This is a genomic window from Methylobacterium sp. WL9 (assembly GCF_008040035.1).
GTDB classification, from domain to species: domain Bacteria; phylum Pseudomonadota; class Alphaproteobacteria; order Rhizobiales; family Beijerinckiaceae; genus Methylobacterium; species Methylobacterium thuringiense.
In genome coordinates, this window is the sequence record NZ_VRVE01000003.1 from 135,274 (window position 1) to 147,718 (window position 12,445).

At 68.3% G+C, this 12,445-nt stretch carries 13 protein-coding genes; 6 read left to right on the forward strand and 7 right to left on the reverse strand.

Annotated elements, in window-relative coordinates:
• Positions 1–105: 105 nt before the first annotated feature.
• On the reverse strand, positions 106–291 hold the full coding sequence (locus FV217_RS22655; protein ID WP_187272402.1) for a hypothetical protein: 186 nt from the start codon (positions 289–291) through the stop codon (positions 106–108).
• Positions 292–570: 279 nt separating this feature from the next.
• Here FV217_RS22655 and FV217_RS02505 point away from each other — a divergent pair, with 279 nt between their 5' ends.
• Genes FV217_RS02505 through FV217_RS02515 form a run of 3 tightly spaced genes read left to right on the forward strand, consistent with a single transcriptional unit; the run spans position 571 to position 3,856 of the window.
• A complete protein-coding gene (locus FV217_RS02505; RefSeq protein WP_147813956.1) occupies positions 571–1,665 on the forward strand; it encodes a glycosyltransferase family 4 protein in 1,095 nt (364 codons plus the stop codon).
• Between the two features lie 5 nt (positions 1,666–1,670).
• On the forward strand, positions 1,671–2,762 hold the full coding sequence (locus tag FV217_RS02510) for a glycosyltransferase (RefSeq protein ID WP_147813957.1): 1,092 nt from the start codon (positions 1,671–1,673) through the stop codon (positions 2,760–2,762).
• On the forward strand, positions 2,759–3,856 hold the full coding sequence (locus FV217_RS02515) for a glycosyltransferase (RefSeq protein ID WP_147813959.1): 1,098 nt from the start codon (positions 2,759–2,761) through the stop codon (positions 3,854–3,856). The genes FV217_RS02510 and FV217_RS02515 overlap by 4 nt, the downstream gene beginning before the upstream one ends.
• Here FV217_RS02515 and FV217_RS02520 read toward each other — a convergent pair.
• Genes FV217_RS02520 through FV217_RS02540 form a run of 5 tightly spaced genes read right to left on the reverse strand, consistent with a single transcriptional unit; the run spans position 3,833 to position 7,474 of the window.
• Positions 3,833–4,684: a galactosyltransferase-related protein gene (locus FV217_RS02520; RefSeq protein WP_147813961.1), complete on the reverse strand. Its 852-nt coding sequence runs from the start codon at positions 4,682–4,684 to the stop codon at positions 3,833–3,835. The genes FV217_RS02515 and FV217_RS02520 overlap by 24 nt on opposite strands.
• Positions 4,681–5,286 (reverse strand): SAM-dependent methyltransferase, encoded by a 606-nt coding sequence (locus tag FV217_RS02525; protein ID WP_147813963.1) that lies wholly within the window; start codon positions 5,284–5,286, stop codon positions 4,681–4,683. The genes FV217_RS02520 and FV217_RS02525 overlap by 4 nt, the downstream gene beginning before the upstream one ends.
• Complete coding sequence (locus tag FV217_RS02530; RefSeq protein WP_147813965.1) at positions 5,283–6,020, reverse strand: PIG-L family deacetylase; 738 nt, start codon at positions 6,018–6,020, stop codon at positions 5,283–5,285. Before FV217_RS02530 ends, FV217_RS02525 begins: the two co-directional genes overlap by 4 nt.
• Positions 6,021–6,024: 4 nt before the next feature.
• Positions 6,025–7,251, reverse strand: a complete 1,227-nt coding sequence (locus FV217_RS02535; protein WP_348641945.1) for an acyl-CoA dehydrogenase family protein — start codon at positions 7,249–7,251, stop codon at positions 6,025–6,027.
• A complete protein-coding gene (locus FV217_RS02540; RefSeq protein WP_147813967.1) occupies positions 7,181–7,474 on the reverse strand; it encodes a hypothetical protein in 294 nt (97 codons plus the stop codon). The genes FV217_RS02535 and FV217_RS02540 overlap by 71 nt, the downstream gene beginning before the upstream one ends.
• A gap of 164 nt (positions 7,475–7,638) precedes the next feature.
• Here FV217_RS02540 and FV217_RS02545 point away from each other — a divergent pair, with 164 nt between their 5' ends.
• The 3 genes from FV217_RS02545 to FV217_RS02555 all read left to right on the forward strand — a co-directional run bounded on the left by FV217_RS02545 (position 7,639) and on the right by FV217_RS02555 (position 11,403).
• Positions 7,639–8,514: an SDR family oxidoreductase gene (locus tag FV217_RS02545; RefSeq protein ID WP_147813969.1), complete on the forward strand. Its 876-nt coding sequence runs from the start codon at positions 7,639–7,641 to the stop codon at positions 8,512–8,514.
• A gap of 132 nt (positions 8,515–8,646) precedes the next feature.
• Positions 8,647–9,534: an SMP-30/gluconolactonase/LRE family protein gene (locus FV217_RS02550; RefSeq protein ID WP_147813971.1), complete on the forward strand. Its 888-nt coding sequence runs from the start codon at positions 8,647–8,649 to the stop codon at positions 9,532–9,534.
• A 51-nt stretch (positions 9,535–9,585) separates the two neighbouring features.
• Positions 9,586–11,403: a glycoside hydrolase family 15 protein gene (locus FV217_RS02555; RefSeq protein WP_147813973.1), complete on the forward strand. Its 1,818-nt coding sequence runs from the start codon at positions 9,586–9,588 to the stop codon at positions 11,401–11,403.
• 145 nt (positions 11,404–11,548) lie between these two features.
• Here the strand turns inward: FV217_RS02555 and FV217_RS02560 are convergent, their stop codons facing one another.
• The gene (locus tag FV217_RS02560; RefSeq protein ID WP_147813975.1) at positions 11,549–12,421 is read right to left on the reverse strand and encodes an efflux RND transporter periplasmic adaptor subunit; all 873 of its coding nucleotides are present in this window, start codon (positions 12,419–12,421) and stop codon (positions 11,549–11,551) included.
• Positions 12,422–12,445: the final 24 nt, after the last annotated feature.

The following is a 12,445-nucleotide window of genomic DNA, read 5'->3' on the forward strand; positions in this document are numbered from 1 at the left end:
CGGCCCAACAACGCGCATGGCCTCGCCTGCACCACGCGGCGTTTCGTCTCCGCTGTGGATGAAGCGGGCGAAGGTGAGCGTGTGGCGCAGGCTCGGGCCGTGCCGTTAGATCCCGGCATACCAGGGTCGGCCGAGATCGGAGATCATGCTGCCGCGGCCGTGCCCGAGCCCGTCGATGCAGGCCGCAGCCCCATCCCGTCTGATCGAGGTTTGCCGGCAATGGCGGCACGATCCAGGCCGCGCCAGCAGGATGCCTGTGCCACCGACGACGAGGGCCAGAAATGCGACCACGCCAACCCAATAAGTCGTCCGCACCCGAAAGGCGTGACGCGCCGGATCCGCGCAGAAATCGTCGCCCTTCAGCTCATCGTGTGCCGTGCTCGCATCCACACTTGCGCCCCTCGCAAGATAGTCGCATGCGACCTTTCGTCGATGCACGCGAGGCCAGGAACTCGTTCTACTGAGGCGAGGTTGTGCCGGAACTGAAGTGGGATCGGTACCGGCATTCGCGACATTGCGAAGCACATGCCTGTACGATTTCGAGAACTGACATCGACGAACTGGACAAGCGTGAAGATCGCAATCCTCGCCCATCTGAAACATCCGATCGCTCAGCCCTATGCGGGCGGCCTCGAAATGCACACGCACCTCCTGACGCGGACGCTGCAACGGCGTGGTCATACCGTCACACTGTTCGCCGCGCATGGATCCGATCCGGCGCTCGATCTTCACACCGTCTGTACGCCCACCGGCGAAGCCTTCGCCGATCCGGTCAAGGCCCTCGCCGTCGATGCTGCGGAGTTCGCGGCCTACACGGAGATGATGGCGGCCGTGGCACGGGGCGGGTTCGATCTCGTACACAACAACAGCCTGCACGACCTGCCGCTACGGGCCAGCCGCGGTCTTGGGGTACCGATGGTTACAGCACTCCACACGCCGCCCTTCGCCTCGCTCGCCGCCGGTGTCGCGGCGGCTTTTCCGCGGATGACTTTCGCGGCCGTCTCCAAAAGCCTCGCGCAGGAATGGCGGGTGCTGGTGCCGCACGCGCATGTCATCGGCAACGGCATCGATCTCAGCATCTTCCGCTTCCGGGCCGAGCCGACGGAGCCGCCTTACGCCTTCTGGAGTGGCCGGATCGTTCCGGAGAAGGGCCTGCATCTGGCGATCGACGCCGCACGCCTCGCCGGACTGCCGCTGACCTTTGCCGGGCCGCGCACCGACATCGCCTACTGGACGAAAGACATCGCGCCTCGCTTGGGGCCGGACCTGACCGATCTCGGTCACCTGTCGCATGGTGCGCTCGCCGAACATCTTGGCCGGGCCACCGTCGCCCTCGTCACGCCGCGCTGGGAGGAGCCGTTCGGCCTTGTCGTTGCCGAAGCCCTCTCTTGCGGGACGCCGGTGGCGGCCTTCGCCCGCGGGGCGCTGCCTGACCTGATCGCGCGAAGCTGCGGCCGCTGCGCCCGCGCCGACGACGTCGCTGATCTCGCACGCGCCATCGGCGAAGCGATCCGGCTCGACCGTCAGGCCTGTCGGGCCTGTGGCGAAGCGCTGTTCGACGTCGAGACCATGACGGATCGCTACGAAGCGCTCTACCACTCCATCCTCGCCGCTGCGCCCGCGTGCGAGCAGCCGGGGCGCATGCTCGACGCCGTCGCGGTCTGACCGCGATGAGCGACCCTAGAGGATCGGCGGCCGTGGTCTGCGTGCCGGCGCGGGACGAGGTCGAGCGACTGCCCCGCCTGATCCGATCGCTCGCGGCTCAGGACGGTTTTCCGGAGGACGCGGGACTGCGCGTCGTGATCGCAGCCAACAATTGCAGTGATGGCACCGTGGAGGCTGTGCGGGCGATGATCGCCGGCGGTGAGACTGCGGCCCTCGACGTGCGCCTGATCGAGACGACGCTCGCCCCCGCCGAGGCGCATGTCGGCACGGCACGTCGCCTCGCGCTCGAGACCGGCGCGGACTGGCTGGATGAGGAGGGTTGCGAGGATGGCGTCCTGCTCACCACCGATGCCGACGCCTGGCTTCCGCCGGATTGGGTCGCCGCCAACCTGCGCGCCCTGTCCACGGCCGAGATCGTCGGCGGCCGCCTCATCATTGCACGCGAAACCGAGCTGGACCCTGCAGTCGCAGGCCTGCATGCCCGGATCGAACGCTACTGGCAGGCTGTCCGCGCACTGGAGGACAGGCTCGATCCGCCCGTCCACGACCCGGCTCCGCGCCATGGCGACCATACCGGCGCGAGTCTCGCCCTGCGGGCGGCCCTCTATCGCGCCGTCGGCGGATTGCCGGCGCTGCGCCGAGGCGAGGACAACGCTCTGGTGGGCCGCGTGCAGGAGCAGGGCGGGCGGCTGCGGCATTGTCCTGCCGTCAGTGTCCATGTCTCAGACCGAGCCCATGGGCGCGCGGAGGGTGGCATGGCGGTCGAGATGATCCGGCGCCTTGCCGTCGCGGGCGGTGGGGACGCCTACCGGCTGCCGTCGCCCGCGCACTGGTGCGCCCTGATCCAGCGCCGCGCGGCCTTGCGCCGGCTTTGGCCCGAGATTGCTGTTGCGGGAGGCTGGTCCTGCGTTGCCGAAGAAATCGGGCTCGACCACGAGGATCGCTCCGCCATCGCCCCCGAGACCTGTCCGAACGCCATCGCCTTCGTCGAGCGGGCAAGCCGGTGGCTCGACGCCCGGGCGGCCCCGGCGGTGCTCCAAGATCTCGAGCCGGCCCTCGCGGAATTCGATGTGCTGCTTGGCGAGGATGCGGCGTGACTCGGCCGATCGGCATCTACGTCCACCATCAGGGCGCCGGGCACTGGCAGCGCGCCTGCATGATCGGACGGGCGCTCGACCGGCCCTGCACGCTGATCGGGACGTTCTCCGAACGCGATCCGGGGAACGCGCCGGGGCCGTTCGTCGATCTGCCGGACGACCGGATCGCCGGCTTCGACGGAGACGATCGCGAGGTCGACCGCCCGACAAGCCTGCACTACGCGCCGCTCGGCCACTCTGGCATCCGCGCACGAATGGCGCGGATCGCGGCCTGGATCGCCGAAGCGGATCCGGTTCTGGTCATCGTCGACGTCTCGGTCGAGGTAGCCCTGCTGTGCCGCCTCCTGTCCGTACCGACGCTCGTCGTGCGGCTTGCCGGGACACGAACCGATCTGCCTCATCTCGAAGCATTCCGGAGTGCGAGACGCCTGATCGCGCCGTTTCCCGCTGCTCTCGATGGCGGGGAGATGCCGGATTGGGTCCGCGCCAAGACGTTGTTTTCTGGGTTTCTCGGAGCGGCTCCAGCGCCGGCAGCGGCCGAGGACGGCCGGATCGTCGTCGTCTTCGGGCAGGGTGGCGAGGGCGGCCGGCTCGCGCTGCTGGCTGACGCAGCCGACGCCGTACCGGATCGCGCTTGGCACGTCCTAGGCCCGGTTCATGGCACGAGCGCCGCATTATCGCTGCCTGCGAACCTGCATCTGCACGGTTGGGTCACTGATGTCGGCGCGCATCTCGTGGCGGCCTCCCTCGTCGTCGGTGGCGGCGGTGACGGCGTCGTGGCTGCGGTCGTAGGGGCGGCCAAGCGCTTCATCTGTCTGCCCGAACCGCGCCCCTATGACGAACAGGCGGCCAAGGCCGAAGCGTTGGCCCTGCTCGGGGCTGCCGTCGTCGTCTCCGACGGTTGGCCGGCCGCTGCGGAATGGCCGGATCTCGTCCGCCGGGGGCTCGCGCTCGATCCTGCGATGATCGCCGGCCTCGCCGAGCCGGATGCGCTTACGCGAACGGTGTCCGAGATCGAAGCGATGGCACAGGAGATCGAAGACCGGCGACGTCCCGGCACCTGGACGTCCTCAGAAGGCTTGGTCCGGCGATAGCCGCGCCGCGGCGATCTCGTCCGGCGTCGGCACGCGCCGAACAGCGAGTCCATCGCTCCGATCCCACGCGATCAAGCCGCGTTCGCTAAAGGCCTCGAGCCAGCCCTCCATCGGCCAGAGGCCGTGCCGCGCGTGGAAGCGGCGGGCGCTGCGGACGATGTCAGAAAAGTGTTGGAGCGGTGGGTCGCAGGACGGGTGGTGCTGGTGCCAGGCGCGTGGTCCTGCAGCAAAGAGCACCGGTACGCCGAGTTCGGAGGCGCGGAAGGCAAGATCGGTGTCCTCGGCGCCGTAGCCGTCGAAGCCCTCATCGAAGCCACCCAGGCGATCGAAAGTCGTCGCGCGCACGGCGAAGGCGAGCGACCAGAACAATCCCGGTTTGTCTGCCGCCACGATGCCCCGCGCTGGAAATACACGTGCTGGATGCCGCAGCCCAACCCGGTCGAGACCCTCCTCCGTCCAGCCATCCGTCACCGCACCGAGCGGCAAATAGCGGATCTCGCAGCAGACGAGGCCGTCGTGCTCCGCAACCGCCGCAGCGAGGCCCGCGACGAGATCTGCGGAGGGGATGCAATCGACATCGAGAAAAATCAGCGTCCCGCCCGAGGCTGCAGCGCGTCCGGCGTTGCGTGCTGCAGCCAGCGGCAGACCCTCGCTCGGCAGATCGACCCGATGCAGCGGACAACCGGGATCAGGCAATGCAGCCGTGTCGCCACCCATTTCCACGACGATGCAGTCGGCCGGCGCTGGTCCGCGCGATAGCCCTTCGAGCAGGCGCAGGAGGTGGGGACGGCGGCTCTTGTTCAGCGTGATGACGCTGACGGTGCTCACGCGACTGCCACCTCAGGGACGGCCCTCCGGAGAACGTCGAGCCGATACTCGGCCGTCCGCGACTGGGCGAGAATCTCAGCGAAGCCGGCGGAGCCCTGGATGAAGCCGTCCGCCGCCGCGTCACCCGAGAGCGGGTAGTCGGTCTCGCCCAGATAGTGGACGAGGACGATGTCCCCGCCGGGCAGCAGAGCCGTCTCCACGCAGGCGACGAGGCGGGCGAGGTCGGCCCGGTCGAGGTAATACGCGATCTCGGAAAGCAGGATGAGGTCGTAGCGCCCATCCGGCCAGTCGCCGGGCACGGCAGCCTGCAGGAAGCGGATCTGGGTTTGGTCGGCACAGGCGACACGCGCCCTTTCGAGCACGGAGGACACCACGTCGAGGGCCGTCAGAGCCCCGCAACGGGACCCGAGCTGGCGCGTCAGCACGCCGATCGAACAGCCGACCTCCAGAGCCGAGGCATAGCGGGGCCGAGGCAGGGCCGCCAGCGTCGCCGCGTACTTGGCACGCTCGTAATCGCTGGTTGCGAAGCGCCATGGGTCGGGATCGTCGGCGTAGAGACCGGCGAAGTATGCTGGCGACAGCGAGGTCGGGTGACGGGTCATGCAGGCACCTCGATGAAGGCTTCGTGAGGGCCGCAGAGCCGGTCGATCATCGCGGCTTCCAGGCGGAAACCCTCGGGATCGTCGGCGATGAGCGCTGTGGTCTGCGAGGCGTGCGCTGCGATGGCCCGGCGTTTCGCCGCGCTGTTGTCCGTCACATCGAGCCGAACGCCCTCGGGTGCCGGGCCGACCTCGGTTTCGGGCGGCAGGGTCCAGCCCCAGACCGGGTAGGCGAAGACGCGTGTGGTTCCAAGGCGCGGCCGGGCCAGGGCAACGATCGCGGCGGCGGCCTGATGATCGCAATGCGGGTCGTGGCCCCACGTGACACAGACCGTGCCGTACACGCAGGCACAGGCCGCGTCGGCGATCACCAGAGCCGCCGCTTCGGCTTCCGGTCCCGTGCTTGGCACTGCGGCGTCGGGGAGGCGAAGGAAGCGCACGTGCTCGGCGGCGAGCCCGAGCTCGGCCACAGCGTTCAGTGTCTCGGTCTCGCGCAGATCGCGCAGGCGCTCCGGCGGATAAGTGCGGGAGTGGGTGTGTGAGCCGCAGCCGTCGCTCAGCACCACGAGCCGCACCCCGCGTCCCGCCGCGCAAGCCGACGCGATCAGACCGCCGCAGCCGAGGCTTTCGTCGTCGGGATGAGGTGCAACCACGACAAGGCCGCCCGCACCGAGCATCGTGTCCAGAGTTGCGACAGGCATCTGCTCCAGGGCGGCGAAGAAAGCGTCGGCGCGCATGGCGTCACGGCCTTTGCCAGAGCGCGTGGAACGGCCCTGGTGCATCGAGAATATGGCCGGCGGCCGAGGCGAGGGCATAGTCCGGGGCCGGCTGGCGCAGATAGGTGGCGAGGTCGCGCACGCGCCGCTCCAGCGGATGCGCTTCGAGGAAGCCCGACAGGCCGACGGAGCGCTGAGCCAGCTCGATCACGTCGAGCCCCGCCCGCTCGACCACCCCGCGCGCGAGATTGACGTAGGCGACCGCGCCCTCCGGATCGGCCTCGGCATGCGCTGCAGCTTCGGCCGCGCCGGCGACGAAAAGGCGCGCGGTTTCGACCGCTGCCGCTGCCTTGCCGAGCCGGGCACGCTGGTGCGGATCGCCGCCCCGGCCCGTTTTGAGGAGGTGTGCACGGTGCGCCTCGAATACCGATGCGATGCCGCCGCACTGGACGGCAAGAAACCGCCACGCTCCGCATGAAAAAAACGGTTGGCGGAAGTAGTCGTCGGGCTCGCCGATCACTGCCTCGGTGTCGATGCGCAATCCGGAAAACTCCACCGTGCCGGTGGCGGTGGCGCGCATGCCGTGCACCCGCCATGCCGTCGCATCGGAGCGCGTACCGGGCTCGAGCGGCGCCACCAGCATCAGCCGTCGGTCGTCCTCGGTGCGCGCCGTCACCAGCGGCCGGGTGACGTAGCCGGCACCCGAGGCATAACTCTTCATGCCGCCCAGCTGCATCACGCCGTCCGCTTGCATCAGCGAAAGGCCGCCCGGATCCGGCTCGGTGTTCCAGACTCCGAACAGGTGCCCGTCCCGCGCATCCTGCGCGAAGTGCTCCCGGCTCTCGGCGCTGCCGTAGCGGAGCACGAGCGCGAGCGCATTGACGTGGCCCTCGTAGAGCCGCCCGAGCACGAGACTGCCACGTCCGACCAGATAGAGAACTTCGCGCAAAGCCGCGACCTGCTCGGGTTCGCATAAGCCGACACCGCCGGCCGCCATCGGAAGAGGCCCCTTGAGTAGACCGCACTCCCGAAAGTGGTCGATGGCCTCCGTCGGGAATGCATCGTGCCGGTCGAGGTCTGCGCTCAGCGGAGTGACGCGTGCGACTGCAGCTTCGGTGATCGAGACGAAGGCGGAAGCGCCTTCTCTCGACGCGTGAGCGTCCGATCCGTCGAAGAGCCTTCTATCGATTGCCAAGTGACGGACCTCCCGCGGCACCGCCGGTGCCGGGCGGACCACCCGTCGTCGTACCACCGATCGACGTCCCCGGCGTCGTGCCGGAGACGGTGGAATTACCCTGCGAACCTGATGCTCCGGCGGGCACGCGGGTGTCGATCTGGTTCGACCGGGGACCGGCGCTCACGCGCGGCGTCGGACGATCCGCAGCGCCGCCCGCCGAGATGCCGGTGCTTTGCCCCAGGGCGGCGCCGGCGATGGTGAGGCTCAAGGCCGTGGCGATGACGAATGCCGTGCGCATGGTCGTTCTGTCCGAGACGGTGGGATCGGCAACGCAACACGCCGCATCGGCCGATGTTCACATGAATCGGCCCGCGGGCACCGGATGCCGCAGCCGGGCGGTCCGATCCCTCGGAACACCCACCCAGGGGGATGGTTGTCGCGGCATTCAATCGGAGGCCTTTGATGACCACAAATCCGCTGCACAAATATCCGCGCCCGCCCTTCCCGGGTCAGCCCCAAAGCTTCCCGGGCAAGACGGACAAGATGACTCCGGAGCCGGACCACGGCGAGGAGAGCTACAAGGGCTCGGGCAAGCTGGCCGGTCAGGCCGCACTGATCACCGGCGGCGACAGCGGCATCGGCCGGGCCGTCGCCATCGCCTATGCCCGTGAGGGCGCCGATGTTGCGATCTCCTATCTGCCCGACGAGCAGAAAGATGCCGAGACGGTCGGCGCTTGGATCGAGAAGGCGGGCCGGCGTTTCCTTCTGCTGCCCGGCGACATCACGGATCCGGCCTATGCCCGCGAGCTCGTTGAGCGGACGGTCTCGGCCTACGGCCGCCTCGATGTGGTCGTGAACAACGCCGCCTTCCAGCAGCCGAACCAGGGGCTCGACGCCATCGAGGACGCGATCTTCGAGAAGACCTTCCGCACCAACGTGTTCGGTCCATTCTACGTGACCAAGGCGGCGCTTCCGCACCTGAAGCCCGGCGCCTCGGTGATCTTCACCTCCTCGGTGAACTCGAAGCATCCGATGCCGACGCTCGTGGCCTACAGCGCCACCAAGGGCGCACTCAGCAACTTGGTGCTCAGCCTGTCGCAACTGCTCGCAGAGAAGGGCATCCGCGTGAACGGCGTGCTACCGGGCCCGATCTGGACGCCGTTCATCCCGAGCGGAATGAGCGAAGATGCGGTGAAGAGCTTTGGCGAGCAGGTGCCGTTCGGGCGTCCCGGTCAGCCGGCCGAACTCGCCTCGGCCTACGTGATGCTGGCCTCGGGCGAGAGCAGCTACACCTCGGGTGCCCTCATCACGGTCGCCGGCGCCATGCCCGTTCTCTGAGACGGGCAGCCCGACCGCTCCACGATGTTCCTCGGTTCAACCTGCGTCTGCTGCGTCATACCGGCAGGCGCGGGATGATCCGCGTGCCTGACGCGTCAGGGTATCAACGACGAACCTTCGCCCAGGACAACCATGCCGGCACGGGACGCCATCCAGATTCTCGACGCGCCGCGCTGCCATCTCGGCGAGGGGCCCTGTTACGATCCGGGAACCGACACGGCGTGGTGGGTCGATATCCTGGAGCGCCGCCTGTTCGCGGCGTCCCTCGCTTCGGGACGGGTTCGCGAGCACGCTCTGCCGTTCATGGCGAGCGCCGTCGCGGCAGTCGACGGCGAGCGGCAATTGCTGGCAGGCGAAAACGGGCTCTATCTGCGCATCATCGCCGACGAAAAGCTTTCGCTGCATTGCCCCCTGGAGGCCGACGATGCGGGCACCCGCTCCAACGACGGACGTGTGCATCCGAGCGGCGCGCTCTGGATCAGCACCATGGGTCGCAACGCCGAGGCTGGACGCGGCGGGATCTATCACGTGGTCGGCACCCGCGTGACGCGGCTCTATGGCGGCCTCACCATCCCGAATGCGATCTGTTTCTCACCGGACGGCGCCACCGCCTATTTCGCCGACACCGACGACGACCGGCTCAAACGCGTCGCCGTCGATCGACGCACCGGCCTGCCGACGGGCGAGCCCGCCACCCTCTACGACCATCGCGGCGGCGAGGGCGGCCTCGACGGCGCGGCGGTCGATGCCGAGGGGCTGATCTGGAGCGCACGCTGGGGTGCGGGCTGCATCGACGCCTACAGTCCCGAAGGCGAGCGTGTCCGCACCATTGCCGTGCCGGCGAGCCGCCCGAGCTGCCCGACCTTCGCCGGACCCGCCCTCGACCGCCTCCTCATCACCAGCGCCTACGAGGGCATGACCGACGACGAGCGCGCCGCCGACCCGGACCACGGCCGCACCTTCCTGCTCACGGTCGGCGTTCGCGGCCTTCTAGAGCCGAGCTTCCGCCTTTCGGCATGAGCGGCAGCATCGGCGTCGCTGCCTTCATCACCCATAGAGAACAGCACACGCATGACCGGATCCGACGCGCGTCCCTACCAGCGCATCGAGGACTACGCCCTTCTCGGCAATTGCCGAGGCAGCGCGCTCGTCGCGCGGGATGGCTCGATCGACTGGGCCTCCCTGGAGCGGTTCGACGCCGAGCCGGTTTTCTCCCGGCTGCTCGACCGCAATCGCGGGGGTTATTTCACGATCCAGCCGGACGAGCCTTTCGAGAGTCGCCGGATCTACCTCGCCAGCACCAACATCCTCGAGACGACCTTCACCACACAGTCCGGCGTACTCTGCCTGCACGACTTCATGCTGGCGCCGGAGGGTGGGCATCCGACCCTGGTGCGGTTGGTGACGGGCGTGTCGGGTGCGGTGCCGGTGGTGGCGATTTATCGTCCGCTCGCCGGGTTTGCCGACAGTTTTGCAGATCTCGTGATCTCGGAGGGCCGCGTCACGGGGGAAGGATTGCCTTGCCTCGTCTCCGAGGCCCGGTTCGAGCTGGAACATGGCTGCGCCGTCACCCGCTTCACCCTGGGCGGCTTGGAGGATTGCAGCTTCGCGCTGTTCGAAGCCGGAGCCGGCAGCTTCGAGGCGTTGCCGGCTCGCGAACTGATGGAAACGGCACGGCGCGCCTGGGTCGGATGGGCGGCAGGCGCGGCCTATGACGGCCCACTCTCCGACGAACTGATCCGTAGCGCGCTGACCTTGAAGGCACTGACCTACGAGCCCTCCGGCGCCATCGTCGCCGCGGCCACGACCTCGCTGCCCGAAGAGATCGGCGGGGTCCGCAACTGGGATTACCGCTTCTGCTGGATCCGCGACGCCTGCCTGTCCTTCTACGTGCTGAAGAAGTTCGGCATGGTGGCCGAGGCGGAAGCGTTCTTCGGCTTCGTCTGCACGCTGTCGGATCGTGAGGGCGGCGGCCTCAAGCCGCTCTACGGGGTGGGCGGCGAGACCAGGCTGACCGAGCGCGAGATCGCGCATTTCGAGGGCTGGCGCGGGTCGTCTCCGGTCAACCACGGCAACCTCGCCGCCGAGCAGCACCAGAGCGACGCCTACGGCCAGGTGCTCGACCTGTTTTACCTCTACCACCGCCTCGGCGGCACGATCTCGGAAGCCGCGCAGGCCCAGGCGATCCAACTCGCCGACTTCTCGGCCCGGCACTGGCACGAGAAGGATGCCGGCCTGTGGGAGCCGCGCAAGCCCGAGGAGCACTATCTCCACGCCGCGATCATGAACTGGGTCGCCCTCGATCGGGCGATCCGGCTGTTCGGCGAGCGCCCCGACTGGTGTGCCGAGCGCGACCGGATCGTCGCCCGGGTCAACGGCGAGGGCATCCATGCGGAGGGCTACTATCCGCAGTTCCTCGGCAGCGACGACGTCGACGCCGCGCTCCTGATCGCACCGATGGTGGGGTTCCCGGTCGATGAGACGGCCTTCGCGAAAACCGTGGACGTGATCGTCGAGCGCCTCGGCCATGGGCCGCTGGTCTACCGCTACCGCAACGACGACGGCCTGCCGGGCCACGAGGGCACTTTTCTGATCTGCGCCTTCTGGCTGGTCGACGCGTTGGCCTGGCTTGGCCGCATCGAGGAGGCGCAGACGCGCTTCACGGCGCTACGTGCGCTTCAGAACGACGTCGGACTCTACGCCGAGGAAATCGACGAGCGGGACAACAGCTTCCTCGGCAACTTCCCCCAAGCCTTCAGCCATCTCGCCTTCGTCCACAGCGCTCTGGTGCTGGATCTAGCCACCCACGGCGGTCGTGAAGCGGTGAAGGGCACCTACGCCGACAGGACCCTGCGCGAAACCGCGGCGCGTCGCGTGCCGACGATGTGAGCCCAGCAGACGACGCTTGAGTCTTGCGGGTCGAAGCAACGTCGAAGGCCGGCGATGATCACCCGTCAGTTGCACCACCCCTGGCGCCAAGATCGGTAGGATTGGGTTGCCGGACAGTACCGATAAGTCCGTCGGTGTGTCTTCCTTATCGGCCGAAGGGCACGGCCGTCGCGAGGGGGCCCTTCTGAGGTAGGGGGAAGCCGACCTTGCAGCGCTGGCCGCCGGGTAGTTTGAAATCCGGGTTCGGCAATTCGAGGCGTACGCCGAAGGTGCCGCTCGCAGCGTCGAAGACGTGATCGACGACCGTGACCTTGGCCTCGTAGGTACCGCCGATCGGCTGGTCGAGTTCGACCGTCGTCGCCATCCCGAGGCTGATCTCCTTCCAGCGCGAGACCGGCAGATAAGCTTCGACGTAGAGCGGATCGAGTTGGACGAGGGTGAAGATCGCGCTGTCCTGGCGCACGAACTCGCCCGCGGACATCAGGCGCTCGGTGACGATCCCCCGGATCGGGCTGCGGATCATGCGCAGTTCGAGCTGCGCCTCGGTACGCATCAGCTCGATCCCCGCGAGCTTGCGCTTGAGGATCTCGGTCTGCAGGTCGCGCCGGCCGATCTCGTAATCGGCCTCGACCTGATCGAGCCGTTCCTGTGTGACGATGCCCTTGGAAAGCTGGCTCTGGCGGTCGAGGCGCCGCTTGTAGAGTTCAACGCGGGTCTGCTGGGCCTCGATGGTGGCGACCGACTCGGCCTGCGCCCGCGAGAGCGCGACGTTCGCCTCCTCCACGCTCGAATCGAGCCGCGCGATGACGTCGCCGGCATTGACGGTCGTACCGCGGTTCACCGGCACGCTCTTGAGGATGCCGAGCGTGGCGCTGCCGATCTTCAGCTTTTGCGCGGGCTCGACCACACAATCGACGCGGGTCTCCTGCGCCTGTGCGACGCCGGCCGACGTCGCCATCCATGCTGCCAGGAGCGAGAGTGCGAGCAACTGCGTGTGGCGTACGGGCCGAGACGTCATCACGGGGTCCTCATTCGGCGGAGT

Bases quoted from the DNA above. Each gene is read 5' to 3' on its own strand.
- FV217_RS02510 (WP_147813957.1), top strand. From the start codon at position 1,671: ATGAGCGACCCTAGAGGATCGGCGGCCGTGGTCTGCGTGCCGGCGCGG.
- FV217_RS02525 (WP_147813963.1), bottom strand. From the start codon at position 5,286: ATGACCCGTCACCCGACCTCGCTGTCGCCAGCATACTTCGCCGGTCTC.
- FV217_RS02530 (WP_147813965.1), bottom strand. From the start codon at position 6,020: ATGCGCGCCGACGCTTTCTTCGCCGCCCTGGAGCAGATGCCTGTCGCA.
- FV217_RS02540 (WP_147813967.1), bottom strand. From the start codon at position 7,474: ATGCGCACGGCATTCGTCATCGCCACGGCCTTGAGCCTCACCATCGCC.
- FV217_RS02545 (WP_147813969.1), top strand. From the start codon at position 7,639: ATGACCACAAATCCGCTGCACAAATATCCGCGCCCGCCCTTCCCGGGT.
- FV217_RS02550 (WP_147813971.1), top strand. From the start codon at position 8,647: ATGCCGGCACGGGACGCCATCCAGATTCTCGACGCGCCGCGCTGCCAT.
- FV217_RS02555 (WP_147813973.1), top strand. From the start codon at position 9,586: ATGACCGGATCCGACGCGCGTCCCTACCAGCGCATCGAGGACTACGCC.
- FV217_RS02560 (WP_147813975.1), bottom strand. From the start codon at position 12,421: ATGACGTCTCGGCCCGTACGCCACACGCAGTTGCTCGCACTCTCGCTC.